22 protein-coding genes are annotated in these 24,130 nt (G+C 61.0%); 11 read left to right on the top strand and 11 right to left on the bottom strand.

Annotated elements, in window-relative coordinates; all coding sequences use genetic code 11:
- Positions 1 to 34: 34 nt before the first annotated feature.
- The 3 genes from tldD (at position 35) to AC1DU8_RS03140 (ending at position 3,330) form a co-directional block, all read left to right on the top strand.
- A complete protein-coding gene (tldD, locus tag AC1DU8_RS03130; protein WP_477666632.1) occupies positions 35 to 1,558 on the top strand; it encodes a metalloprotease TldD in 1,524 nt (507 codons plus the stop codon).
- Positions 1,559 to 1,805: 247 nt separating this feature from the next.
- The gene (locus AC1DU8_RS03135; RefSeq protein WP_477690277.1) at positions 1,806 to 2,930 is read left to right on the top strand and encodes a 3-deoxy-7-phosphoheptulonate synthase; all 1,125 of its coding nucleotides are present in this window, start codon (positions 1,806 to 1,808) and stop codon (positions 2,928 to 2,930) included.
- A gap of 88 nt (positions 2,931 to 3,018) precedes the next feature.
- Entirely contained in the window at positions 3,019 to 3,330 is a 312-nt protein-coding gene (locus AC1DU8_RS03140; protein WP_477690276.1) for a hypothetical protein, read from the top strand.
- 113 nt (positions 3,331 to 3,443) lie between these two features.
- Here the strand turns inward: AC1DU8_RS03140 and mpl are convergent, their stop codons facing one another.
- Positions 3,444 to 4,871, bottom strand: coding sequence for a UDP-N-acetylmuramate:L-alanyl-gamma-D-glutamyl-meso-diaminopimelate ligase (gene mpl / locus AC1DU8_RS03145; RefSeq protein WP_457281076.1), 1,428 nt, complete (start codon positions 4,869 to 4,871; stop codon positions 3,444 to 3,446).
- Positions 4,872 to 5,144: 273 nt separating this feature from the next.
- Between mpl and AC1DU8_RS03150 the strand changes: the two genes are divergently transcribed.
- The 7 genes from AC1DU8_RS03150 (at position 5,145) to AC1DU8_RS03180 (ending at position 11,650) form a co-directional block, all read left to right on the top strand.
- Entirely contained in the window at positions 5,145 to 5,756 is a 612-nt protein-coding gene (locus AC1DU8_RS03150) for a hypothetical protein (protein WP_457281075.1), read from the top strand.
- Entirely contained in the window at positions 5,753 to 6,310 is a 558-nt protein-coding gene (locus tag AC1DU8_RS03155; RefSeq protein ID WP_457281074.1) for a TlpA disulfide reductase family protein, read from the top strand. The genes AC1DU8_RS03150 and AC1DU8_RS03155 overlap by 4 nt, the downstream gene beginning before the upstream one ends.
- A gap of 345 nt (positions 6,311 to 6,655) precedes the next feature.
- Positions 6,656 to 7,111, top strand: a complete 456-nt coding sequence (accB, locus tag AC1DU8_RS03160; RefSeq protein ID WP_457281073.1) for an acetyl-CoA carboxylase biotin carboxyl carrier protein — start codon at positions 6,656 to 6,658, stop codon at positions 7,109 to 7,111.
- A gap of 41 nt (positions 7,112 to 7,152) precedes the next feature.
- Positions 7,153 to 8,502: an acetyl-CoA carboxylase biotin carboxylase subunit gene (accC, locus tag AC1DU8_RS03165; protein ID WP_457281072.1), complete on the top strand. Its 1,350-nt coding sequence runs from the start codon at positions 7,153 to 7,155 to the stop codon at positions 8,500 to 8,502.
- A gap of 152 nt (positions 8,503 to 8,654) precedes the next feature.
- A complete protein-coding gene (prmA, locus tag AC1DU8_RS03170; protein ID WP_477666634.1) occupies positions 8,655 to 9,545 on the top strand; it encodes a 50S ribosomal protein L11 methyltransferase in 891 nt (296 codons plus the stop codon).
- 71 nt (positions 9,546 to 9,616) lie between these two features.
- Positions 9,617 to 10,729, top strand: a complete 1,113-nt coding sequence (locus tag AC1DU8_RS03175) for a DUF3426 domain-containing protein (RefSeq protein ID WP_477690274.1) — start codon at positions 9,617 to 9,619, stop codon at positions 10,727 to 10,729.
- A gap of 18 nt (positions 10,730 to 10,747) precedes the next feature.
- Positions 10,748 to 11,650, top strand: coding sequence for a carbohydrate kinase family protein (locus tag AC1DU8_RS03180; RefSeq protein ID WP_457281070.1), 903 nt, complete (start codon positions 10,748 to 10,750; stop codon positions 11,648 to 11,650).
- A gap of 82 nt (positions 11,651 to 11,732) precedes the next feature.
- On the opposite strand, the gene AC1DU8_RS03185 is transcribed toward AC1DU8_RS03180, so the two are convergent.
- The 10 genes from AC1DU8_RS03185 to AC1DU8_RS03230 all read right to left on the bottom strand — a co-directional run bounded on the left by AC1DU8_RS03185 (position 11,733) and on the right by AC1DU8_RS03230 (position 22,658).
- Positions 11,733 to 12,086: a DUF167 domain-containing protein gene (locus tag AC1DU8_RS03185; protein ID WP_457281069.1), complete on the bottom strand. Its 354-nt coding sequence runs from the start codon at positions 12,084 to 12,086 to the stop codon at positions 11,733 to 11,735.
- 130 nt (positions 12,087 to 12,216) lie between these two features.
- Positions 12,217 to 12,690, bottom strand: coding sequence for a histone H1-like DNA-binding protein (locus AC1DU8_RS03190; protein WP_431098248.1), 474 nt, complete (start codon positions 12,688 to 12,690; stop codon positions 12,217 to 12,219).
- Between the two features lie 14 nt (positions 12,691 to 12,704).
- Complete coding sequence (locus AC1DU8_RS03195; RefSeq protein ID WP_457281068.1) at positions 12,705 to 12,839, bottom strand: hypothetical protein; 135 nt, start codon at positions 12,837 to 12,839, stop codon at positions 12,705 to 12,707.
- 50 nt (positions 12,840 to 12,889) lie between these two features.
- Positions 12,890 to 14,113, bottom strand: a complete 1,224-nt coding sequence (locus AC1DU8_RS03200; RefSeq protein ID WP_457281067.1) for a ribonucleotide-diphosphate reductase subunit beta — start codon at positions 14,111 to 14,113, stop codon at positions 12,890 to 12,892.
- Positions 14,114 to 14,244: 131 nt separating this feature from the next.
- Entirely contained in the window at positions 14,245 to 17,154 is a 2,910-nt protein-coding gene (locus tag AC1DU8_RS03205; RefSeq protein ID WP_457281066.1) for a ribonucleoside-diphosphate reductase subunit alpha, read from the bottom strand.
- A gap of 443 nt (positions 17,155 to 17,597) precedes the next feature.
- Entirely contained in the window at positions 17,598 to 18,215 is a 618-nt protein-coding gene (gene ampD, locus AC1DU8_RS03210) for a 1,6-anhydro-N-acetylmuramyl-L-alanine amidase AmpD (RefSeq protein WP_457281065.1), read from the bottom strand.
- Positions 18,184 to 19,632, bottom strand: a complete 1,449-nt coding sequence (locus AC1DU8_RS03215; RefSeq protein WP_457281064.1) for a sigma-54-dependent transcriptional regulator — start codon at positions 19,630 to 19,632, stop codon at positions 18,184 to 18,186. Before AC1DU8_RS03215 ends, ampD begins: the two co-directional genes overlap by 32 nt.
- Before the next feature lie 5 nt (positions 19,633 to 19,637).
- Positions 19,638 to 21,353 (bottom strand): two-component system sensor histidine kinase NtrB, encoded by a 1,716-nt coding sequence (locus AC1DU8_RS03220; RefSeq protein WP_457281063.1) that lies wholly within the window; start codon positions 21,351 to 21,353, stop codon positions 19,638 to 19,640.
- 265 nt (positions 21,354 to 21,618) lie between these two features.
- Entirely contained in the window at positions 21,619 to 21,861 is a 243-nt protein-coding gene (locus AC1DU8_RS03225; protein WP_477702075.1) for a PP0621 family protein, read from the bottom strand.
- Complete coding sequence (locus AC1DU8_RS03230) at positions 21,858 to 22,658, bottom strand: cytochrome C assembly family protein (protein ID WP_457281061.1); 801 nt, start codon at positions 22,656 to 22,658, stop codon at positions 21,858 to 21,860. Before AC1DU8_RS03230 ends, AC1DU8_RS03225 begins: the two co-directional genes overlap by 4 nt.
- Positions 22,659 to 22,760: 102 nt before the next feature.
- On the opposite strand from AC1DU8_RS03230, the gene ffh reads away from it, so the two are divergent.
- Positions 22,761 to 24,119, top strand: a complete 1,359-nt coding sequence (gene ffh, locus AC1DU8_RS03235) for a signal recognition particle protein (protein WP_457281060.1) — start codon at positions 22,761 to 22,763, stop codon at positions 24,117 to 24,119.
- Positions 24,120 to 24,130: the final 11 nt, after the last annotated feature.

The following is a 24,130-nucleotide window of genomic DNA, read 5'->3' on the forward strand; positions in this document are numbered from 1 at the left end:
TGACGGGGCAGGGCAGACTGCCTACAATGGCCGCATGACCTTCCTTCGCTCCACGCCCGCTTCCACCGCCAACAAATCCACTGTCTCGTCCGCTGCGCGGCCGACCACGGAGTCCACATCCGGACGGCTGGAGATTGCCGAAAAGCTGCTGCTGGCGCCTTTCGGCCTCACGCAGGCGCATCTGAGCCGCGCGCTGGGCGAGATCACCTCCCACGGTGCCGATGATGCCGATCTCTACTTTCAGTACACCCGCAGCGAAGGCTGGAGCCTGGAAGAAGGCATCGTGAAAACCGGTTCCTTCAGCATTGACCAGGGCGTGGGCGTGCGCGCTGTCAGTGGCGAAAAGACCGCTTTTGCCTACTCCGATGACATTTCCGAGGCGTCGCTGCTGGATGCGGCACGCACGGTGCGCAGCATTTCTGCCGGCGGCAAGGCTGCCCGCGTCAAGACGGCCGTCCGCAAGGTGGCCGGCAGCCGCTCGCTCTACCAGGGCCTGGACCCGATCGCCACGCTGGACAGCACTGCCAAGGTTCAGTTGCTGGAGAAAGTCGAAAAGCTCGCCAAAGCCAAGGATCCGCGCATCGTGCAGGTGATGGCCGGGCTGGCCAGCGAATACGACGTGGTGATGGTGGCGCGCGCCGACGGCACGCTGGCCGCCGATGTGCGCCCGCTGGTGCGTCTGAGTGTGACGGTGATCGCCGAGCAAAAAGGCCGGCGCGAAGTCGGCTCGGGTGGCGGCGGCGGGCGTTTTGGCCTGGCCTACTTTGACGACGCCCAGATTACCGAATATGTGAACGACGCTGTGAAAGCGGCACTGACCAACCTGGATGCTCGCCCCGCGCCAGCCGGCGAAATGACGGTGGTGCTGGGTTCCGGCTGGCCCGGCATCCTGCTGCACGAAGCCATCGGCCACGGTCTGGAAGGTGATTTCAACCGCAAGGGCTCCAGCGCGTTTTCTGGCAAGATCGGCCAGCGCGTGGCAGCCAAGGGCGTGACGGTGCTGGATGACGGCACAATTGCGGATCGCCGCGGCTCGCTGAACGTGGACGACGAAGGCAACGCCAGCCAGCGCAACGTGCTGATTGAAGACGGCATCCTGAAGGGCTACATCCAGGATTCGCTCAATGCGCGCCTGATGAAGGTCAAGCCCACGGGCAACGGCCGCCGCGAAAGCTACGCCCATGTGCCCATGCCCCGCATGACCAACACCTACATGCTGGGCGGCGACAAGCAGCCCGAAGAAATCGTGGCCAGCATCAAAAAAGGCCTCTACGCCACCAACTTCGGCGGCGGCCAGGTCGACATCACCTCCGGCAAGTTCGTGTTTTCGGCCAGCGAAGCCTTCTGGGTCGAAAACGGCAAGATCCTGTATCCCGTCAAGGGCGCGACGATTGTCGGCAACGGCCCGGACGCGTTGACCCGCGTCACCATGATGGGCAATGACATGGCGCTGGACAGCGGCGTCGGCACCTGCGGCAAGGAAGGCCAGAGCGTTCCGGTGGGCGTGGGTCAGCCGACGCTGCGCATCGACGGCCTGACAGTGGGCGGGACGGCCTGATCCAGCCCGGATTGCCTCTTTTTTGACCTGTGCTACATTTCAGCTTATGAATTCGGCCAAGTTTTACTTCGGTTACTTTTGGTTCTCAAGCGCTTCCGGCGGTAGAGAGATCAACGCGTGACCCGATAAAACGCACCGATTCTCCAAAAACCGCCGGCCTCCGGCGGTTTTTTTTTGCCCGTTCAATTTTTAAATGCCCTGACTTGTGACGACCTGATTGATATCCCGAAAGAAAAGGAAAACAGCGATGAATGCCAAGCCCATCTCCGCCAGCGACAACTGGTATGCGAACGTCGAAAAAACCAGCCAGACCGACGACGAACGCATCAAGGACATCACCGTGTTACCCCCTCCCGAGCATCTCATCCGCTTTTTCCCGATCCGCGGCACCGCCGTCGAGACGCTGATCAGCAAAACCCGCAAAAGCATCCACAACATCATCCAGGGCAAGGATGACCGCCTGCTTGTCGTCGTCGGGCCGTGCTCCATCCACGACCCGATGGCTGCGCTGGACTATGCCCGCAAACTCGTCGAGCAGCGCAAGAAGTACGAAGGCACGCTGGAAATCGTGATGCGCGTCTACTTCGAAAAGCCGCGCACCACCGTCGGGTGGAAGGGGTTGATCAACGACCCCTACCTCGACGAAACCTTCCGCATCGACGAAGGCCTGCGCATCGCGCGCCAGCTGCTGATCGATATCAACCGTATCGGCCTGCCTGCCGGCAGCGAATTCCTCGACGTGATCTCGCCGCAATACATCGGTGACCTGATTTCCTGGGGCGCCATCGGCGCGCGCACTACTGAAAGCCAGGTGCACCGTGAACTGGCTTCGGGCCTCTCGGCGCCCATCGGCTTCAAGAACGGCACCGACGGCAACATCCGCATTGCGACCGACGCCATCCAGGCGGCGGCGCGGGGCCACCATTTCCTGTCGGTGCACAAGAACGGCCAGGTCGCGATTGTGCAGACCAACGGCAACAAGGACTGCCATGTGATTTTGCGCGGCGGCAAGGCGCCCAACTACGACGCGGCCAGCGTCGCGGCGGCTTGCAAGGAGCTCGAAGCCTCCAAGCTGCCGGCCACGCTGATGGTGGATTGCAGCCACGCCAACAGCTCCAAGCAGCATGAAAAGCAGGTCGAAGTGGCACGCGACATCGCAGGCCAGGTGGCCGGCGGCTCGCGCCATGTGTTCGGCCTGATGGTGGAAAGCCACCTCAACCCCGGCGCGCAAAAGTTCACGCCGGGCAAGGACGACTCGAAAGCGCTGGAATACGGTAAAAGCATCACCGACGCTTGCCTGGGCTGGAGCGACTCGCTGGACGTGTTGGAAGTGCTGTCGGCCGCCGTCCTCAAGCGCCGCGCCGGCAAGTAACCCGGCAAGTAAGCCACCGTGCGGGTTTGTGCGAATAGCCGCCAGGCCCGCAAGTCGCCGACCATGAACCCCTGATCAGGAGCCCATCATGCGCAGCGAAGTCAGTGTGACCTTCAAGGACGTGGCGCCCATCCGCCTGGACCTCAACGAAGTGCAGCCCATGCCGCACGATGTGGCAAGGGGGTGGCTGGACGACCAGTTCACGCAAATGGGCTGTGAGCCGCTTCGGCCCACGGGCAAGCTGCTGACCGCCGACAAGGTGGTGGTGGTGGCCCAGGCGGCTGGGCCGGTGAAGTTTGCCGAAGCCAAGTGGGCTCAGGAATTTGCCCGGGCGTCGAGCGCGGCGCTGGGCAAGCCGGTTGTGCATGTAGATGTCACAACATTAAGCATCAGCTTCTAGGTCCCCACGCCTCGCTTTTCATAAGCAATTTAGGCCTCTAGCCAGTGCCAATCATGCGCTGATTGCTACTAAATTAATAGCAAGATAAGTTTCAGTTCACGGCATTCTCGCCGTCACGCTTTCAGCGCCTGCAGCAGTTTTACGTGAATCCCGCCAAACCCGCCGTTGCTCATGCACAGCAAATGGTCGCCCGGCCGCGCTGCGGCCAGCACCTGCTCGAGCAGCTGGTCAATGGTGCCGGCCACTTGGGCGCGTTCGCCCATGGGGGCCAGCGCGGCGCGCGCATCCCAGTCCAGTCCGCCGGCGTGGCAGAAAGCCAGGTCGGCTTGCTCGAGGCTCCAGGGCAGCTGGGCCGTCATGGCGCCCAGTTTCATGGTGTTGCTGCGCGGCTCGAAGATGGCGAGGATGCGTTCGCTGCCCCGGCCGGCGCTTTGCAGCTGGCGGCGCAGGCCGTCTACCGTGGTGTGGATGGCGGTGGGGTGGTGGGCGAAGTCGTCGTACACGGTGATGTCGCCACCTTTGCGCGGGATCACGCCGCGCACTTCCATGCGGCGTTTGACGTTCTGGAACTCCGCCAGTGCCTGGGCCGCGGCCTCGGGCGCCACGCCCACATGCTCGGCCGCCGCGATGGCGGCCAGCGCATTGAGCTGGTTGTGCACGCCGCTGATGCCCCATTTCACATGGGCCACGGCCTCGCCAGCCTTGAGCACGTGAAAATCGTGCGGCTCGCCGTGGGCCATGAAGCCGCTCTTGTTCAGCAGGCCGTTGCCGAAGAGCAGTTGCTCACTCCAGCAGCCTTGGGCCAGCACGCGCTGCAGGCTGGCTTCGGCGGCATTGACGACCACGCGGCCTTGCGAAGGCACGGTACGCACCAGATGGTGGAACTGCCGTTCGATGGCCGCCAGGTCGTCAAAAATGTCGGCGTGGTCGAACTCAAGGTTGTTCAGGATGGCCGTGCGTGGGCGGTAATGCACGAACTTGCTGCGTTTGTCGAAAAAGGCCGTGTCGTATTCGTCGGCTTCAATGACAAAGGTATTGCCTTCGCCCAGCCGGGCGGATACACCGAAGTTCAGCGGCACGCCGCCGACCAGGAAACCCGGTTTCAGCCCGGCAGCTTCGAGAATCCAGGCCAGCATGGCCGTGGTGGTGGTCTTCCCGTGCGTGCCGGCCACTGCCAGCACATGGCGTGGCCCGGTCGGGTGGTGGGTCGGGTGGTGCAGCACGTGGCCCGAGAGCCATTGCGGGCCGCTGGTGTAGGGTTTGCCGCTGTTCAGGATGGCTTCCATGAGCGGATATTTCGCGCTGCCATCGGCAAGCCGGGCACGGGACACCACGTTGCCGACCACGAACACGTCGGGCTCGAAGGCCATCTGGTCGGCGCCGTAGCCCTCGATCAGCTCAATCCCCAAACCGCGCAGCTGGTCGCTCATGGGCGGATAGACGCCGGTGTCGCAGCCTGTCACTTTGTGCCCGGCTTCCCGCGCCAGGGCGGCCAGGCCCCCCATGAAGGTGCCGCAGATTCCCAGAATATGTATGTGCATGGCCTGTATTCTAGGCAGGGCTATCCGCGGGCCCCACAGACCTGGATCCGGTGGCTGCGCGGAAATTCAAGGAAAAAGCGCCTCCTGGTCAATGTGGACGGGCGCAACCAGCTATTGATTTCATAGCAACAGGGTGTGCCGTGGGCCGGGGTGAACTTTAGCGTCTGGCGGGAACCCAACCCGGGGCACAATCGCTTCGCCCGCACCCGTATCATTTATCCGCATCACCCATTGACCTTCGATTTGGCCTTGCCTGGTCGAAGCCAGCCGATCTTGACACCTCATACCCTTAAATCCGAAATCGCCGCCACGGCCGCCGCGCTGGTGGTGGAAGAAGGGCTGGAATATGGTCCGGCCAAACGCCGCGCCGTCAAACAGATGGCATTGCCCGCCCGTACCGAACTGCCGGGCAATGACGAGCTGGAAGACGCTGTCCGCGAATACATCGCGCTTTTCTGTGCCGACACCCAGCCCGCCGAGCTGGCAGCGCTGCGTGAACTGGCGCTGGTCTGGATGGAACGGCTAGTGCAATTTCGGCCCTACCTGGGCGGCGCCGTCTGGCACGGTACGGCCACGCGGCTGTCCGACATCTATATCCAGCTGTTTTGCGATGACCCCAAATCAGCCGAGATTGCCCTGATTGAGCACAATGTGGACTACGAGCCGCGTACCGTGACCGGCTTCACCGGTGACAGCGTGGAAGCGCTCAGTCTGCGAAGTGTGTGCAAACCTTTGAACGAGACGGTGGGCGTGCATCTGATGGTCTATGACCACGACGACCTGCGGGGCGCCCTCAGGCCCGACGCCAAGGGACGGACCCCGCGGGGGGACCTGGCTGCCGTGCAAAAATTGCTTTCCCCCCAACCCGGAACTTCAGACACGTGAACCGCAGAAACATGCTTTATGGCAGTGCCGCCGCCTTGGCCGGCCTGGCCGGTGCAGGCGTCGCCTGGTGGAAATTCCAGCCTCACGCGGTGGATGAAAAAGTGGTGGCGCCCACTCCCGGCAGTACATCTGGCAGCGCGACCGACGCATTCTGGAGCCTGAACTTCGACACGCCCGACGGCAAGAACCTGTCCATGAGCAGCTTTCGCGGCAAGCTGCTGTTGGTAAATTTCTGGGCCACCTGGTGCCCGCCCTGTGTGGAGGAGTTGCCATTATTGGATTACTTCTACCAGGAAAATCGCGATAAAAACCTGCAAGTGCTGGGTTTGGCTGTCGACCAGCCCAGCGCGGTGCGAACCTGGCTGCAAACCAAGCCGCTGCATTTTCCGGTCGGCATGGCCGGTCTGGGCGGAACCGATCTCAGCAAATCGCTGGGAAATCTCGCAGGCAGCCTGCCTTTTACCGCGGTGTTCAGCGCTTCCGGCGAACTGCTTCATCGCAAGATCGGCAAAGTCCTGCCGGAAGACCTGGCGCTCTGGGCCAAGCTCAATTAGCGGCAGAACATTGCTGATGGGCCGTGCTGCATCGAAACCTTCGGTAACAGTCGGGAACAGCTTCTAACGGCATCTTCCGCGGGGTTTTTGAGGCAGAGCGGCCAGCCGCCAGACGGTGGGGAATGGCCTCCGGCTTGATGTACACTCTGCGCTTTCCCGGGGTAAGCCGCCTGGCTCGTCCCCGCAGTAATTAACTGATAAGCGCTTTAAAGCGTAAAAGCAGAAAGTAAGTGAAAAAAGAAGGAAGATCGGTGGCCGCGTCAAGTGCCTTCCGTTTCCAGCCTTTCAGTCAAAAAAGCTGCGCCGAGATCCCGCGCCAGCATCTACCGTCGTTGGAGAGAACCTATGGATTTAAGAAAACTCAAGACCCTGATTGACCTCGTCTCAGAGTCCAACGTCTCCGAGCTGGAGATCACTGAAGCCGAAGGCAAGGTGCGTATTGTCAAATCCAGCGGCGCTCCCCTGGTGATGCAGCAGCCGGTTGCCATGGTAGCAGCTCCCGCAGCGGCGCCCGCGGCCGGCGCGCCTGCCGCACCGGTTGCCGAAGCAGCGCCCGCAGCCCCCGCCGGCCATGCCGTCAAGTCGCCCATGGTGGGCACTTTTTATCGCTCTGCCAGCCCCGGCGCCAAGCCTTTTGTCGAACTCGGCAGCGTCATCAAGGAAGGCGAAACCATCTGCATCATCGAGGCCATGAAGATCCTCAACGAGATCGAAGCCGACAAATCGGGCACCGTCACCAAGATCCTTTCGGAAAACGGCCAGGCTGTCGAATACGGCCAACCCCTCTTCATCATTGAGTAAGCGGGCGCCTTGCCTCCTTTCCAAACCAGGCTTACCGACGCATGTTCAAGAAAATACTGATCGCCAACAGGGGTGAGATTGCCCTGCGCATCCAGCGCGCCTGCCGCGAACTCGGCGTGAAGGCCGTGATGGTCTATTCCGAAGCTGACCGCGAGGCCAAATACATCAAGCTGGCCGACGAGTCGGTCTGCATCGGCCCGGCGCCTTCCAAAGACAGCTACCTCAACATGCCCGCCATCATCTCGGCCGCCGAGGTGACGGATGCTGAAGCCATCCACCCCGGATACGGTTTCCTGAGTGAAAACGCCGACTTCGCCGAGCGCGTGGAAAAAAGCGGCTTCAAGTTCATCGGCCCCACGCCGGAGTCGATCCGCATCATGGGCGACAAGGTCTCGGCCAAGCAGACCATGATCAAGGCCGGTGTGCCCTGTGTACCTGGCTCTGAAGGTGCCTTGCCCGATGACCCGGTCGTCATCAAGCGCACTGCCAAGCAGGTCGGCTACCCGGTCATCATCAAAGCGGCCGGCGGCGGCGGCGGGCGCGGCATGCGCGTGGTGCACACCGAAGCGGCTTTGCTGCACGCGGTGCAGACCACCAAGGCCGAAGCCGGCGCGGCCTTCGGCAATCCCGAGGTCTACATGGAGAAATTCCTGCAGAACCCGCGGCACATCGAAATCCAGATCCTGGCCGACCAGCACAAAAACGCGGTCTGGTTGGGTGAGCGCGATTGCTCCATGCAGCGCCGCCACCAGAAAGTCATTGAAGAAGCGCCGGCACCGGGCATCCCCCGCAAGCTGATTGAGCGCATCGGCGAGCGCTGCGTCGCGGCCGTCAAGAAAATCGGCTACCGCGGTGCGGGCACCTTTGAGTTCCTCTACGAAAACGGCGAGTTCTACTTCATCGAGATGAACACACGTGTCCAGGTCGAGCATCCGGTCACCGAATGGATCACCGGCGTGGACATCGTGCGCACCCAGATCATGGTGGCGGCCGGTGAAAAGCTGCCTTTTGCCCAGCGCGATATCCAGCTCAAAGGCCATTCAATCGAATGCCGCATCAACGCGGAAGATCCCTACAAGTTTGTCCCTTCGCCGGGCCGTATCACGACCTGGCACACACCGGGTGGGCCGGGTGTGCGGGTGGACTCGCACATTTACGCCAACTATTTTGTGCCGCCCAACTACGACTCCATGATCGGCAAGATCATTGTTCACGGCGATACGCGGGAGCAGGCGCTGGCCCGCATGAGCACGGCGCTGGCTGAAACCGTGGTGGAAGGCATCAACACCAATATCCCGCTGCACCGCGAGCTGATGGTGGATGCCAAGTTCATGGACGGCGGCACCAACATTCACTACCTTGAAGAGTGGTTGTCAAAGCGAGAGCGTTAGCCCCCACGGTGGATGTGGCCCCCACGGTCGCTCACTTCGTGTAGCTTCCTGCCCCCCGAGGGGGCCGCTGCGCCTGCGGCCCGGCAAAGCCGGTTCCGCGGCCCCTGCTTGCAAGGGTTGCCATTGTCGAAACCAACCAGTGCGCCTAAACCATGTTTGAACTGATCCTGCTGGCCCCTGTCGATGAAGTCGAAACCCTCAGCGAGGCGCTTGACGCGCTGGATGCGCTCAGCGTGTCGGTGGAAGACGCTGACGCGCAGACGCCGGCTGAGCAGGCGCTGTTTGGTGAGCCTGACATGCCGCCGCCCAAGCCGGGTTGGGAGCGTTCGCGCATCGTTTCAATGTTTGCCACCGAAGCCTTGGCACGAGACGCGGCCGGTGTGCTGGCGGCGCAAGATTTCTTTGCCGGCTGCAGCGTGGTGGCTGTTCAGCCTGTGCCGGAACAAGACTGGGTGCGCCTGACGCAGTCGCAGTTCACCCCGGTGGACATCACGCCCGAATTCTGGATCGTGCCGACCTGGCATGAGCCGCCTGCCGAGGCCAAACAAGTCATTCGCCTGGACCCGGGGCTGGCCTTCGGCACCGGAACCCATCCCACTACGCGCATGTGCCTGCGATGGATTGCAAGCCAGGGCTCAGACGGAAAAGATCTAGGTCGTGTCCTCGACTACGGCTGCGGCTCGGGCATCCTGGCCATTGGTGCGGCCAAGTTCGGCGGGCTGGACATCGACGCTGTCGATATCGACCCGGCTGCCGTAGAGTCGACGCGCGCCAATGCCGAAGCCAACCATGTGGCGCTCAACGCTGGCTTGCCCGACAAGGCGTCCGGTCAATACCGGACCGTGCTGGCCAACATCCTGGCCACACCGCTGAAAGTGCTGGCACCGCTGCTGTGCGCACATGTCGAAAAGGGCGGCCATCTCGTGTTGGCCGGCATTCTGGAGCGCCAGGCTGAAGAACTGAAAGAGGCCTACGCACCCTATTGCCAGCTCACCGTGCACGATGCGCAAGAAGGCTGGATCTTGATGACCGCCGGCTTCTGAGCCGGCTCAACCCGGTGCCTGGCGGTTTTCAGGCCGTCAGCGGGGGTGAGCCCCCTACAATACAGCGCTAAATGAGCCTGATTACGCGCTGCCCCGCATGTGGCACGATGTTCAAAGTCGTGACCGACCAACTCAAAGTCTCACAGGGCTGGGTGCGATGCGGGCATTGCGCTGAAGTCTTTGATGCGTCCGCGCATCTGCTGCCGCGTGACATGGCATCGCCCGTGCCCGCCGTACCGTTTGCGGTCGCGGACACCGAACCCATGCCGCTGCCGGAATTTGTCCCTTCTGCGCCGGCGCCGCCAGTCGTGGCTGTTGCCGCTGCTGCGGACCCACAGAAATGGGCGCCGGCCAGGTCATTTGCCGACCGGGTGCCGCTAAGGCCTTCCGGCACTGGCCCTGCCGATGATGCGCAGGACAGTGCGGCTGATTTTGACCCTGGACGCTGGAAGCGGGCTCAACAGGAACGTCAGCAGGATCCGATGGAACTGCCCGATAGCGTGTTGCCGGATGAGCCGCCAGCCCGCCGGCCGGTGATGGTGCGTCCGGCGGTCGATGATGATTCCAGTTTTGCCTTTTCGGACGTGGACTCCGGCATGCCGGATTCGCGCGTGGAGCACGATGTGTCTTTTGTGCGGGAGGCCAAGCGCAAGGCGTTCTGGAAACGGCCGCTGACCCGGTGGACTATGGCCTTGTTATCCCTGCTGCTGCTGGCCGTGCTGGTCTTGCAGTGGGCTGTCCAGCAAAGGGACACGCTGGCCGCCCTGGAGCCCCGGCTCGTGCCGGCGCTTCAGGGTATTTGCGGCCAGTTGCACTGTGACATTCGTGCGCCGCGGCATATCGAGTCGCTGGTCATAGACAGCTCCACCTTCAACCGCATCGGCCCTGATGCCTATCGCCTCAGTTTTACGCTCAAAAACACGGGTGTGACGCTTCTGGAAATGCCTTCCCTGGAAGTGACCCTGACCGATTCGCAGGACCAGGCCGTGGTGCGCCGCATCCTGACGCCGGCACAGTTTGGCGCCAAATCGCCGACCCTGGCCCCCCGCTCCGAAATGCCCGGCCTGGTCATCATGAAAATATCCGGTGATCCGGACACTGCAGCTGCAGCGTCGCCGCCGTCTTCTGCGCCGGCGGCTCCCTTGCGAGTGGCTGGCTATCGTGTCCTGGTTTTTTACCCCTGATTGAAACGAGAGAACTGAATGTCTGCTGTTATTTGTGGCTCCCTGGCGTTTGACACCATCATGACCTTTGAGGGGCGCTTTTCGGAGCAGATACTGCCCGATCAACTGCATATTCTGAATGTGTCGTTTCTGGTGCCGGCGCTGCGCCGTGAATTTGGCGGCTGCGCCGGCAACATCGCCTACAGCCTGCAGCAGCTTGGCGGCAAGCCGCTGCCCATGGCCACGGTCGGCAGCGACGGCGCTGAGTACGTGGAGCGCATGAAGACGCTGGGCATCAGCACGGAATTTGTGCGGCAGGTGGGCGACACCTACACCGCCCAGGCGATGATCATGACCGACCGGGACAACAACCAGATCACGGCTTTTCATCCGGGTGCCATGATGCAGGCCCATGTCACCCGCATTGACGCACGCGATGACATCAAGCTGGGCATTATCTCGCCTGACGGGCGCGATGCCATGCTGCAGCATGCCGAGCAGTTCAAGCTGGCTGGTATCCCCTTCGTTTTTGATCCAGGCCAGGGCCTTCCCATGTTTGACGGCAAGGAGCTTTCCCACTTTGTGGAACTTTCCACCTGGGTGACCGTCAACGATTACGAGGCCAAAATGCTGTGTGACCGCACGGGCCTGTCATGCGCCGAATTGTCCCGCCGGGTGCAGGGCCTGGTGGTGACGTTGGGCGCGGAAGGTTGCGAGGTCTGGATTGGCGGCGAGAAAACCCTCGTGCCGCCGGTGAAAGCCGAAACTGTGGTCGACCCGACGGGATGCGGCGATGCCTTTCGCGGCGCTTTGCTGTTTGGCCTGGAAAAAGGCTGGGCGCTGGACCGCTGCGCCGCGCTGGGCAACCGGGTAGGTGCACACAAGATCGCGACGCGCGGCGGCCAGAACTACACGCTGAATTCAGAGAAAATCGGCGATTGAGCGTGACTGGACGGGCGCAAGAAGCTATCGAATTAATAGCTACGCCCCCTTTCGCCTACTTCTCGCGGCGCTTTACGTGGGGCTATGGCTCGCGGTGGTCCAGTGCTTTCAGCCATTCATTCCACGCAGCCTGGCTTGCCGCTGCAGCGCTGACGCGCAACTGCTTGCGCCTTGAAGCCTCTCCGCGGGCCAGCGTGACCGCCTGCTGCGGAACGCCGAGGCAACCGGCCAGCCACTTCACCAGCGCCTGATTGGCTTTGCCGTCCACGGGCGGTGCCTGCAGCCGCAGGCGCAGCGCCTGCTGGCCGGCCTCTCCATGCAGGCCCATCATCTCGGTTTTGGCGGCGTTGGGCACCACATGGATGTCGATCAGAACGTCCCCATTCTTTTCCCGTCGCAGAAAAGGAAGTTCGGGCAGCGCGGGGAACGGTTTCATGGCTGGAGTGGTCCGGCGGCGGTAAACAGGGGTCAGGGGTGTCAATTGTGGATGGCCTCAGGAACGGCCCAGCCATGAAAAAAGCCCGACATCTTTCGATATCGGGCTCTAAGCAGAATTACCTTACTGCTTACGGCTTGCTGGCTGTCGGAAACGGCCAGGCAGCTTGCGGGTTCAGAGTAGTCTGAGCCGCAGGGGCAGCCGCTGCAGCGGGTGCTTTCGCAGCTTTGGCAGCAGGTTTTTTCGCGGCTTTCTTCGCAGCGGGCTTTTTCGCTGCTTTCTTGGCGGCAGGCTTTTTCGCAGCGGCTTTCTTCGCCGCTGGTTTCTTCGCTACCTTTTTCGCGGCCTTCTTGGCTGCTGGCTTTTTCGCTGCAGCTTTCTTCGCTGCTGGCTTCTTGGCCGCTACCTTCTTGGCTGCTGGCTTTTTCGCTGGCGATTTTTTCGCAGCTGGCTTTTTGGCCGCTACTTTTTTCGCTGGAGCTTTTTTAGCCGGAGCTTTTTTCGCTGCTGCTTTTTTCGCAGGAGCCTTCTTAGCCGCTACTTTTTTCGCAGGGGCTTTCTTTGGAGCAGCTTTTTTAGCCGCAGTTTTTTTCGCAGTTGCCATAGTTTTCTCCTTGATCACGTTGCAAAGAGCACTTCACGGTTGGAGTACGTAAAGCGATTCACGGCGTTGGGCCCCGGATAAACCGGTCCCAGCGCCGCGAACACAGGAGCAAAGCCCAACGCGCACTCTTCGGTGCTGTCACTGGTCATTGCAATTCTTGAAATCATTGTTCGCTTGTCTCGCGTATTTTTCTGGTCAATCAATCCCAGGAAAGGGCACCACCGGACTGGTACTCGATCACACGGGTTTCAAAGAAGTTACGCTCTTTTTTCAGGTCGATCATTTCGCTCATCCATGGGAACGGATTCTCCTCGTTGGGGAAGAGAGTTTCAAGTCCGATCTGCGTGGCACGGCGATTGGCAATGTAGCGGAGGTAGCCTTTGAACATGGACGCATTGAGGCCGAGCACGCCGCGCGGCATGGTGTCTTCGGCGTAGCGGTACTCCAGTTCGACGGCTTTCATGAACAATGCCTTGATTTCGGCCTTGAAGTCCGCCGTCCAGAGATGGGGGTTTTCCAGCTTGAGCTGATTGATCAGGTCGATGCCGAAGTTGCAGTGCATGGACTCGTCGCGCAGGATGTACTGGTACTGTTCGGCGGCGCCGGTCATCTTGTTCTGGCGACCCAGGGCAAGAATCTGCGTGAAGCCCACATAGAAGAACAGGCCTTCCATCAGACAAGCAAACACGATCAGCGACTTGAGCAGGGTCTGGTCAGCTTCGGTAGTGCCAGTTTTGAAGTGAGGGTCGGAAATCACTTCAATGAAAGGAATCAGGAACTGGTCCTTGTCCTTGATCGATTGCACTTCGTTATAGGCGTTGAAGATTTCGGCTTCGTCCAGGCCCAGTGATTCAGTGATGTACTGGTAGGCGTGGGTGTGAATGGCTTCTTCAAAAGCCTGGCGCAGCAGGAACTGGCGGCATTCGGGTGCGGTGATGTGGCGGTAGGTGCCCAGCACGATGTTGTTGGCTGCCAGCGAGTCGGCGGTCACGAAGAAACCCAGGTTGCGCTTGACCAGACGGCGTTCGTCTTCGGTCAGGCCGTTCGGGTCTTTCCAGAGCGCGATGTCGCGCGTCATATTTACTTCCTGCGGCATCCAGTGGTTGGCGCAGGTGGCGAGGTATTTTTCCCAAGCCCACTTGTATTTGAACGGCACCAGCTGGTTGACGTCGGTCTGGCCATTAATGATGCGTTTGTCGGAGGCCTTGACGCGTTGTGCCTTGGCGGGTGCGGCGGCAGACGTAGAAGGTGCTGCAGCTTGCACAGGTGCGAACGCGCCGTCGTTGAGCATGCGCACTTGCGCCTGGGGCTGCTCGGCAGTGTTCAAAGAAAGAGGCGGAAGTTCCATCGAGCGGCCTTCAGGCAAGCCGCTGTTGTGAGATGTTTGCAAAGATGGTTTGACTTCTTCGTCCCAGGTCAACATAGAGGTTTCCAATACTTTGGGATTATGAAAGCAGCGATACAAAATGAAAAGTGTTCATTCACATCGCTACAAAATTGTGTTGCTCAATTACATCGAATCGTGCGATGAAGCTCAGCGCACGATTCGGTGTTTTATTGGCAGGCCTCGCAACCTGGGTCATCGATTGCACAGAATTTGATGTCGGTCGCGGGCGATGCACTCATCTGCGCCTGCGCTGCGGCGGCTGCCGCTTCGAGCGCGCTCATGCCGCCGCCTGCCGTCGCGGTACCCGATGACACCGAGTTCATCTTGCCCGCGGTCACGGTCGACTTCTCGGCGTGCGTCGCGCTTTGCGTGCGCAGGTAGTAAGTCGTCTTGAGGCCGCGCAGCCAGGCCAGCTTGTAGGTGTCGTCGAGCTTTTTGCCCGAAGCGCCTGCCATGTAGATGTTGAGCGACTGTGCCTGATCAATCCACTTCTGGCGGCGCGCTGCCGCCTCGACAATCCAGGAAGTTTCAATCTCAAACGCCGTGGCGTAGAGCGCTTTGACGTCCTGCGGTACGCGATCGATCGGGCGCAGGGAGCCGTCAAAGTGCTTCAGATCCACCACCATCACGTCGTCCCATAGGCCCAAGCGCTTCAGGTCGCGGACCAGGTAATGGTTGATGACGGTAAATTCACCCGACAGGTTGGACTTGACCGACAGGTTGCCAAAGCAGGGTTCGATACAAGCATCCACCCCAATGATGTTGGAGATGGTGGCTGTGGGCGCAATGGCCACGCAGTTGGAATTGCGCATGCCGTCTTTGGCAATCTTCTTGCGCAAAGCGTCCCAGTCAAGGCTGGCGGAGCGGTCGACTTCCACATAGCCGCCGCGCTGCTCGGCCAGCATGTCCAGCGTATCCAGCGGCAGGATGCCCTTGTCCCAGAGCGAGCCTTTGTACGTGGCATATTTACCGCGCTCTTTGGCCAGTTCGGTCGATGCCCAGTAAGCGTGGTAGCAGACAGCCTCCATGGATTTGTCGGCGAACTCGACAGCTTCCTGGGAAGCGTAAGGCACGCGCAGCTCGTACAGGCAGTCCTGGAAACCCATGATGCCCAGGCCCACAGGGCGGTGGCGCATGTTGGAATCGCGGGCCTTCTTGACGGCGTAATAGTTGATGTCGATCACGTTGTCCAGCATGCGCATGGCCGTGGTAATGGTCTTTTTAAGCTTCTCGTGGTCGACTGCGCCGTCCTTCAGATGCTGGACGAGGTTGACCGAGCCGAGGTTGCAGACAGCAGTTTCGGTGTCGCTGGTGTTGAGTGTGATTTCGGTGCACAGGTTGGACGAGTGCACGACGCCGGTGTGTTGCTGCGGCGAGCGCACATTGCAGGCGTCCTTGAACGTGATCCAGGGATGGCCGGTTTCAAACAGCATCGACAGCATCTTGCGCCACATGTCGGTGGCCTGCAGCTTGCGGGATGGCTTGATTTCGCCGCGCTCGGCCTTGGCTTCGTAGGCGGTGTAGATTTTCTCGAAGTCCTTGCCGAACTTGTCGTGCAGGTCGGGTGTGTCCGACGGTGAGAACAGCGTCCAGCTGCCCTTTTCCATCACGCGGCGCATGAAGAGGTCGGGAATCCAGTTGGCGGTGTTCATGTCGTGCGTACGGCGGCGATCGTCACCGGTGTTCTTGCGCAGTTCCAGGAACTCTTCAATATCCAGGTGCCAGGTTTCCAGGTAGGCGCAGACGGCGCCCTTGCGCTTGCCGCCCTGGTTGACCGCCACGGCGGTGTCGTTGACGACTTTGAGGAAAGGCACGACGCCTTGCGATTCGCCGTTGGTGCCCTTGATATGGGCGCCCAGGGCGCGCACAGGCGTCCAGTCATTGCCCAGGCCGCCGGCAAATTTGGACAGCAGCGCGTTTTCCTTGATGGCGTCGTAGATGCCGCCCAGGTCGTCGGCGACGGTCGTCAGGTAGCACGACGACAGCTGCGAGCGCAGCGTGCCGGCATTGAACAGGGTGGGCGTGCTCGACATGAAGTCGAAGGACGAGAGGATTTCATAGAACTCGATCGCGCGTTCTTCGCGGTTGATCTCGTTGAGCGACAGGCCCATGGCCACGCGCATGAAGAAAGCCTGTGGTAGCTCGATGCGCTGTTTGCGCACGTGCAGGAAGTAGCGGTCAAACAGGGTTTGCAGGCCGAGGTAGTCGAATTTCAGGTCGCGTTCGGGCTTGAGCGCGGCGCCCAGGCGGGCCAGGTCGAACTGCTGGAGCTTTTCGTCGAGCAGCTCGTTTTGTACGCCCTTGGCGATGAACTGCGGGAAATACTCGGCGTAGCGAATCGCCATGTCTTCCTGACTGACTTCTTCACCCAGCACTTCGCGGCGGATGGTGTGCATCAGCAGGCGTGCGGTGGCGTAGGTGTAGTCAGGGTCTTTCTCGATCAGGGTGCGCGCTGCCAGGATGGACGCCTTGTAGACCTCGTCAATGGGCACACCGTCATAGAGGTTGCGCATGGTTTCCGCAACGATCGGGTCGGGCTTGATATCCGCGCCCAGGTTGGCGCAGGAGGCTTCAATCAACGCCTGCAGGTTGCGGATGTCCAGCGCGACGCGGTTGCCGCGGTCGGTCACATGGATCAGCGGCGCTGCGGGCGCCTGGGTTTGCGGCTGGCGTGCGCGCTCTTGCGTGCGCTTTTCGCGGTACAGCACGTAAGCGCGGGCGATCTCGTGGTGGCCGCCGCGCATCAGGCCCAGCTCGACCTGATCCTGAACGTCTTCTATATGAAAGGTTCCGCCGCCTGGGCGCGAACGCATCAGGGCGCGGATGACCGCCTGGGTCAGGCCGTCAACGGTTTCGCGGACGCTGGCCGAAGCCGCACCCTGCGTGCCATGCACGGCCAGGAAAGCCTTCATCATGGCCACGGCGATCTTGTTGGGTTCGAACGGCACCACGCCGCCATTGCGGCGAATGATCTGGTAATGGGCGAGCGGGTTGCTTTGCGCGTTGGTATCGCCGGTTGCTGGGTTGCTTGCCAGAACGCTCGACGTGACGGGCACCGCGTGTTGTGCAGTTTGCATGACTTCCTCTTTGCTTTGTTTTATGGGTGGTTTGATGTGCTGTTCGGGGGTCTCTGGATATATTGAGGTATTGCACAGGCCTATCAACCTGCTCCTTCATTTCCTGACCCAAATTACATCAAACTGAATTAGGGCTTAGACACTATACCTAGGGTATGGAGGGAATACAAGCCACTACAGGTAGTGTATCGCTGACTGAATGCACCGTTACGTTTTGTGGCTTTTTAGGCCCCATTCCAGACGCCTCGATCAGGGCTTGATGGTGGCTCGTTCAACTTCGCTGAAAGCCTGATGCCATCAGGCTTGTGAAGCTGATGCGGCGTTGTGGCGCGGCTTTTCGCGGGCTTGGGTTGAGAGCGCCGGCCACTGCTGGCGCGGTAAAAATAACCGGAAATTTCAACAGCAAGACGCACCGCAATGGTGAGTGCGTGCAGGTGCACCAGTCACATGATTTCGGGAAAACACCTAGCCGGTGACGACAGCGAGTTTTGCAGCAGAGGCCAGTTGAAGCCAGGGCCCGGGTCCTGCTTGCGGCCGGGTGCAATGTGCTCGTGCCCGGCGATGTGCTCAATGGGGTAGCGCTGCAGAAGCGAGGCGCATAGCCCGGTCAGGGTTTCATACTGGGATGCTTCAAAGGTATCTCCCTCAAGGCCTTCCAGTTCGATGCCGATGGAATCGTCGTTGCAGTTGGTGCGTCCGCGGTAGCTGGATTCCCCGGCATGCCAGGCGCGGTCGTCACAGCTCACAAACTGCCACAGAGCGCCGGTTCGGGCGATGAAAAAGTGCGATGAAACCTGCAGGCCGCGAATGCCCTGAAAGTAAGCGTGTGCCTCCCAGTCGAGCTGGTTGGTGAAAAGGCGTTCGACGTTGCCATTGCCGAACTCACCTGGCGGCAGGCTGATGGAGTGGATGACGATCAGGTCGATTTGCGCGCCGGGAGGGCGTGGACCAAAGTTGGGCGAAGCCAGTGCGCGTGCACAGCGGTACCAGCCGTTTTGCCACAAAGGCCGGGGAAGGGCATTGGGGCTCTCAGGCGGGGTCATCAGCAGGGTCAAGTCCATCGGCCAGGTCGTCATTGCCCGGCGTGGCGATATTCAGGCGTGCAATGCGGTAGCGGATCTGCCGCAGGCTCAAACCCAGCCTCGCGGCGGCGGCGGTACGATTGAAGCCGGTCTCCAGCAAAACCTTGGTCAGGATGTTTCGCTCCTGCCCGTCCAGATAATCCTGCAGGTTTTCCGGGACGGCGACGTGCTCTTCGACCGGCGCATCAAAATGCAGCACGCTTCCTTCGCCGAGCGCCACGGCCCGGTGCAGGATGTTTTCCAGCTCCCTGACATTGCCGTTAAAGGGCCTGGACTGCAGCTGCTCCATCACGGCATCCGTCAACTCGGGCATCTTGAAGCCGGACTCCTGGCAGATTCTTGACAGCAGGGCATTGCAGAGTGCCGGCAAATCCTCCCGGCGTTCGCGCAAGGCCGGCACGGCAATTTCAATCACATTGAGCCGGTAATAAAGATCCTGGCGGAATGTTCCTTCCTGGGCTTCCGCCGCCAGGTTTTTGTGCGTTGCGCTGACGATGCGCACGTCAACGGTGTCCTCCTGCGGCGAACCCAGCGGCCTGACGGTGCGCTCCTGGATGGCGCGCAGAAGTTTGGATTGCATGGCCAGCGGCAGGTCGCCGATTTCATCGAGAAACAAGGTGCCGCCCTTGGCTGCCTGGAAGTAGCCTTGCCGGTCCTGCGCTGATCCGGTGTAAGCGCCCTTTCGTGCACCGAAGAACTCCGCTTCGAGGAGGTTTTCGGGTATGGCGCTGCAATTGACGGCTACAAAAGGCCCTGTCGCGCGGTGGCTGCAGCCGTGTACGGCGCGTGCAACCAGTTCCTTGCCGGTGCCCGATTCCCCCTGAATGAGGACCGGCGCCATGCTTCCCGCCACTTTGACGATGCGCGACTTGACGGCGCGCATGACGGCAGATTCACCCACCAGTTTTTGCAGAATCTGGGTGCCGTCCCCGCTTTTTTTCTGGGCGGAGGGGGCGGTGCCGTGTTCCGGTGCGCTTCGATCGCTTTTGGCCTGTAGTGCAGGATGCTTGGCACCCTGCACGGCGGATGCCACGACACTGCGGAATTGTTTGAGGTCGACCGGTTTCGTGAGGTAGTCAAACGCGCCGGCCTTGAGTGCTTCCACCGCATTTTCGGCCGAGCCGTGGGCCGTAATCACCACGCATCGTTCGGGCCTTTGCTGGTCTATCATGTCTCGCAGTAATTCGAGGCCAAGGCCATCTGGCAGGCGCATATCGGTGATCACAGCATCGAAGTGATGCGCCTTGAGCTGCTCCCGGGCCTGCAGCAGGTCACCGGCTGCCTCCACCCGATACCCTTCCCTGAGCAGCGTCAGTTCATACAGGGTGCGCAAATCCGGTTCATCGTCAATGACGAGGATACGTGCCTGCTGGGGAACGGGAATGGGGGTGCTCATGGTTTTCAGGTTGGCATTGTGGCAAAAGAAGCCGCAGGCAAGGTCATAGACGGACTGGAGGGTGCGAATATGACAAAAAATTCGTTTCCCTCAATGCCGCTGCGCTGCACGCGCTGGTAGCCGATCAGGGCGCCATAGCGTTCGCACAATTCACGGCAAATGTACAGGCCCAGCCCGCTTGAGCGGCTTTCAGAGGAGAAAAATGGTTCGAACAGGTGTGTTTGCACGGTTTGCTCCATGGGTTGGCCATCGCTCCATACGGACAGACGGGCCTGCCCGGGCGTAACGAGCTGGGTGGAGACTTCAATGGCGTGAGAAGATGTGCTGGCATAACGCAGGGCGTTGTCCAGCAGATTGACCATCAGGCGGCGCAAATGCTCGGGCTCAAAGCACACAACGGCATTACCCGAATCTGCCGTGATCTTCATGCGTCGGGACGCTTCAGTCTGCCCTGCCCAGTCCGCGGTAATCTTGTGAGCGGTTTCGTCCAGTGCCAGGGTGGTGGTTTGTGGCGAGGGCAGGTGCGCCTGGGCACGTGAAATGTTCAATACCTCATCGACGATTCTGGCGAGACGTTGCGCATTTTGCCGGATCATGCCTGTGAGCTGGCGGTGCGGCTCGTCTTGCAGGTCTTCTTCCAGCAAGGCATTGGCTTGAGAGATCGCCGCCAGCGGATTCCTGATTTCGTGTGCCACTGCGGCCGACATGCGTCCCATGGCTGCCATCTTCTCGGTCCTCACGCGGGCCTCCATTTCACGCAGGTCCTCCAGGAACATTACACAAAGGCTTTCGTGGGTGCCATTTTTCGAGGCGGCAAGACGAGTGCGTACATGAAGCCGCCGGGTATTGCTGCCCGGGTATTCAAGGCTGATGTCCGCTTCCTGGGGGGTTTGCGTGCTGAACGTGCTGTGCATCAGTTCCGCCAGGGGCAACCAGGCCGCCTCCATGACGAGGATGAAAGGCGCGCTGCGAACTGAATCCCGGGCTCCCAGCAGGCGCCTGGATGCCGGATTGGCCGACCGGACGATGCCGTTGATATCGACCACCAGCACGCCGTCGGCCAAGGTTTCAATGACCAGTTCGTTCACCTGCGTCTGCATGCGCGCGGCGGACTGGCTGCGTTTTGCCAACTGCTCTTCACGGGCCAGCCGCAAGGCGAGGTGGTTCGCAAGCAGCGCGACCAGGAAAAAACCGGAACCGCTCAAGCCCGACTGGAGGAATCGGGCATTGAAGTCGCCCAATACCTGAAGTGAGCTCCACCAGGCGTCGGCCAGAAGCAGCAAGGTCACGCTGGCTGCGGTTCCGAAGGCCAGCAAAATCGGTCCAAGGATGGAGGCAAGGAGCACCGGCAGGGCAAACAGCGGCGTGTAGTTGATGCCGCTCGATTGCAGGAAATTGAGTGTGGAGAACGTGATGACGTCCACGCCGATGGTCAGTAACCACTGTGCGTCAAAGGTGCTTCGTGGTGGCCGCGGTTTGGCCCACAGGCGCACGGCCAGTGTGGCGCACAGGTAGGCGATGCATACCCCAATCGACCAGCGGTTGGTGATGTTGCCCAGCGCGTAGATAACCGCCTGAAGGATGACGAGTACCGTGGCGATGGCAACGCGTGCCGTCATGAAGACACGCCACAAACGGCCGAAGGAGCCCAGTTCGGGCACGGTCTCCCACGCGCCTGATGCCTTGCCTCCCGTTTCAAACCAGTGGGATGGCGTGCTCATTGGGGCCTGCTAACACTATGTTTGCAAGATGCGCTGCGCTCAAAAAGGCCTTGAGCAAGGCGCAAAACGCAGGCGGGGTAGACCCCGTCAAGGCTTTGCAACGCCGCGCAAGGCCTTTTTGATCGCAACCCGGAGGGAATGGGGTGAAAACGGCGCCACTCGGCGTTGCGCTCCTCACCCAGACTCCCGGTCTGGGATTCGTCGCGCGCCTTGATTGGCGCCGTTTTCACCCCATTCGCATTTGTAAACATAGTGTTAGCAGGCCCTAGTCTCCTGCCTGGTGGCGATGCGCGTCACTGCAATAAATCCCCTTGCCGCCTGTCAGGGCGTCGGACTTCGGCAAATGCACGTGGCAGACATCGCATGCGATCATCTCCGCAACGGCCGTTTCGCGGCCCGGTGCCTGGCGGGGACGGGCAGCCGCCGCATCGTTTCTTTCCGCATCGCGGTTGTGACGCCAGAGCCAGAAAACCACCAGCACGAATCCCAGGACCAGAAGGTATTTCATGCCCGCCTCAGAATGACTTCAAGTACAAAGCGCGAACCGGCGTAGCCCAGCAGCAGCAGGCCGGAGCCCAGGTACAGCACACGGACGGCCTTGCGGCCACGCCATCCGAGGCGCGCCCGGCCGATCAGCAGGCCGGCAAACGTCAGCCAGGCCAGGACCGAAAACACGGTTTTATGGTTCCATTTCCAGGCCAGGCCGGGCCCGTAGAGTGTTTCGGCGAACAGCCAGCCTACAAACAGCGTGGCCGACAGCAATACAAAGCCGGCCTCCACGAAGCGGAAGGTGAGCCGCTCCAGCGTCAACAGCGGCACACCCGCATCGGTTTGTGCGGCCAGCCGGATGGAGCGCTCGGAGCGCGTCATCAGCCAGCCGTGCACCACTGCGGCGGCAAACAGCCCATAAGACGCGATGCCCAGGGCCCAGTGCAACGGCAGCCAGGGGGACGCGATGGCGTGATAGGTGGTACCGGGGAAAATGACCGTCAGGATGACAGCTGCGCTGCCCAGCCCTGCCAACGCCCAGTGGGCCTGGAGTTGTGGAAACAGGCGGCTTTCGATGGCGTAAACGGTCAGCACCAGCCAGACCGTCATGGACAGCGCCGGTGCAAAGCCGAAACGCGGGGGCTCGCCCAGCAGGCCATCGGCCAGCGCCAGCGCGTGCAGCAGCCAGGCCGCCAGCAGCAGGCCGCGGATGGCGGCGGGGCCGAGGCGCGGGGAGCCCAGTGCCAATGCAGCGTAGGCGACGGCAGCACCGGCTGCCGCTGCAAGACCCCACCAGTCGCTCAAAGCTAAAATCATGGCTAGAGTTTAGCCTTTACTGCCTCTTTCCCCCCTTTCTGGCAGCCTTCCGCTGCAGCCTTTCTTTTCCACCTAACTGCGCCGCGTTTGTGGCGCCTTCCCATGGCCTCAGCTCTTACCGACAAGTTATCCCGTCTCGTCAAGGAAATGCGAGGCCAGGCCCGCATCACCGAATCCAACGTGCAGGACATGCTGCGCGAGGTACGCATGGCCTTGCTCGAGGCCGACGTTGCGCTGCCGGTGGTGCGCGACTTCATTGCCCGGGTCAAAGAAAAAGCGCTGGGCCAGGAAGTGATGGGTTCTCTCTCGCCGGGCCAGGCGCTGGTGGGCATCGTTAACAAGGAGCTCGCCGCTACCATGGGCGAGGGGGTGAGCGATATCAACCTGGCAGCCCAGCCGCCGGCGGTCATCCTGATGGCCGGCCTGCAGGGCGCGGGTAAAACCACCACTACCGCCAAGCTGGCCAAGCACCTGATCGAAAAGCGCAAGAAAAAGGTGCTGACCGTTTCAGGCGACGTCTATCGCCCGGCCGCCATTGAACAGCTCAAGACGGTCACCAAACAGGCCGGCGCCGAATGGTTTCCCAGCACGCCTGACCAGAAGCCGGCCGACATCGCGCGAGCCGCCATTGACTACGCCCGCAAGCATTTCTTTGACGTGCTGCTGGTCGATACGGCTGGCCGGCTGGCCATCGACGAGGCCCTGATGGCGGAAATCAAGGAGCTGCATGCGATCCTGAACCCGGTTGAAACGCTGTTTGTGGTCGATGCGATGCAGGGCCAGGATGCGGTCAACACCGCCAAGGCCTTCAAGGAAGCCTTGCCGCTCACCGGCATCATCCTGACCAAGACCGACGGCGATTCGCGCGGCGGTGCGGCGCTCAGCGTGCGCCAGATCACCGGCGCCCCCATCAAATTCTCCGGTACCAGCGAGAAAATCGACGGCCTGGAGGTGTTCGACGCCGAGCGCCACGCCGGCCGCATCCTCGGCATGGGCGATATTCTGGCGCTGGTCGAGCAGGTGGCCGCCGGGGTGGACATGGCCTCTGCCCAGAAGCTCGCCGCCAAGATCAAGTCCGGCGACGGCTTTGACCTCAACGACTTCCTGAGCCAGTTGCAGCAAATGAAGAACATGGGCGGGCTCTCCAGCCTTCTGGAAAAGCTGCCCGCGCAAATGGCGGCCAAGGCTGGCCAGGTCGACATGGACAAGGCCGAGAAAGACATTAAGCGCAAGGAGGGCATCATCCAGAGCATGACGCCGCTGGAGCGCCGCAAGCCCGAACTCATCAAGGCCACCCGCAAGCGCCGCATTGCTGCCGGTTCCGGCGTGCATGTTCAGGAAGTCAACCGCCTGCTCAATGAATTCGAGCAGATGCAGGGCATGATGAAGAAGATGAAAGGCAGCGGGATGATGAAAATGATGAAACGCATGGGCGGCATGAAAGGCATGCCCAAGTTTTGATTGATTCGATC

Source organism: Polaromonas sp. P3_A5, assembly GCF_056403055.1.

Bases quoted from the DNA above. Each gene is read 5' to 3' on its own strand.
- tldD (WP_477666632.1), top strand. From the start codon at position 35: ATGACCTTCCTTCGCTCCACGCCCGCTTCCACCGCCAACAAATCCACT.
- AC1DU8_RS03135 (WP_477690277.1), top strand. From the start codon at position 1,806: ATGAATGCCAAGCCCATCTCCGCCAGCGACAACTGGTATGCGAACGTC.
- AC1DU8_RS03140 (WP_477690276.1), top strand. From the start codon at position 3,019: ATGCGCAGCGAAGTCAGTGTGACCTTCAAGGACGTGGCGCCCATCCGC.
- mpl (WP_457281076.1), bottom strand. From the start codon at position 4,871: ATGCACATACATATTCTGGGAATCTGCGGCACCTTCATGGGGGGCCTG.
- accB (WP_457281073.1), top strand. From the start codon at position 6,656: ATGGATTTAAGAAAACTCAAGACCCTGATTGACCTCGTCTCAGAGTCC.
- accC (WP_457281072.1), top strand. From the start codon at position 7,153: ATGTTCAAGAAAATACTGATCGCCAACAGGGGTGAGATTGCCCTGCGC.
- prmA (WP_477666634.1), top strand. From the start codon at position 8,655: ATGTTTGAACTGATCCTGCTGGCCCCTGTCGATGAAGTCGAAACCCTC.
- AC1DU8_RS03175 (WP_477690274.1), top strand. From the start codon at position 9,617: ATGAGCCTGATTACGCGCTGCCCCGCATGTGGCACGATGTTCAAAGTC.
- AC1DU8_RS03180 (WP_457281070.1), top strand. From the start codon at position 10,748: ATGTCTGCTGTTATTTGTGGCTCCCTGGCGTTTGACACCATCATGACC.
- AC1DU8_RS03185 (WP_457281069.1), bottom strand. From the start codon at position 12,086: ATGAAACCGTTCCCCGCGCTGCCCGAACTTCCTTTTCTGCGACGGGAA.
- AC1DU8_RS03190 (WP_431098248.1), bottom strand. From the start codon at position 12,690: ATGGCAACTGCGAAAAAAACTGCGGCTAAAAAAGCTGCTCCAAAGAAA.
- AC1DU8_RS03195 (WP_457281068.1), bottom strand. From the start codon at position 12,839: ATGACCAGTGACAGCACCGAAGAGTGCGCGTTGGGCTTTGCTCCTGTG.
- AC1DU8_RS03200 (WP_457281067.1), bottom strand. From the start codon at position 14,113: ATGTTGACCTGGGACGAAGAAGTCAAACCATCTTTGCAAACATCTCAC.
- AC1DU8_RS03205 (WP_457281066.1), bottom strand. From the start codon at position 17,154: ATGCAAACTGCACAACACGCGGTGCCCGTCACGTCGAGCGTTCTGGCA.
- ampD (WP_457281065.1), bottom strand. From the start codon at position 18,215: ATGGACTTGACCCTGCTGATGACCCCGCCTGAGAGCCCCAATGCCCTT.
- AC1DU8_RS03215 (WP_457281064.1), bottom strand. From the start codon at position 19,632: ATGAGCACCCCCATTCCCGTTCCCCAGCAGGCACGTATCCTCGTCATT.
- AC1DU8_RS03220 (WP_457281063.1), bottom strand. From the start codon at position 21,353: ATGAGCACGCCATCCCACTGGTTTGAAACGGGAGGCAAGGCATCAGGC.
- AC1DU8_RS03225 (WP_477702075.1), bottom strand. From the start codon at position 21,861: ATGAAATACCTTCTGGTCCTGGGATTCGTGCTGGTGGTTTTCTGGCTC.
- AC1DU8_RS03230 (WP_457281061.1), bottom strand. From the start codon at position 22,658: ATGATTTTAGCTTTGAGCGACTGGTGGGGTCTTGCAGCGGCAGCCGGT.
- ffh (WP_457281060.1), top strand. From the start codon at position 22,761: ATGGCCTCAGCTCTTACCGACAAGTTATCCCGTCTCGTCAAGGAAATG.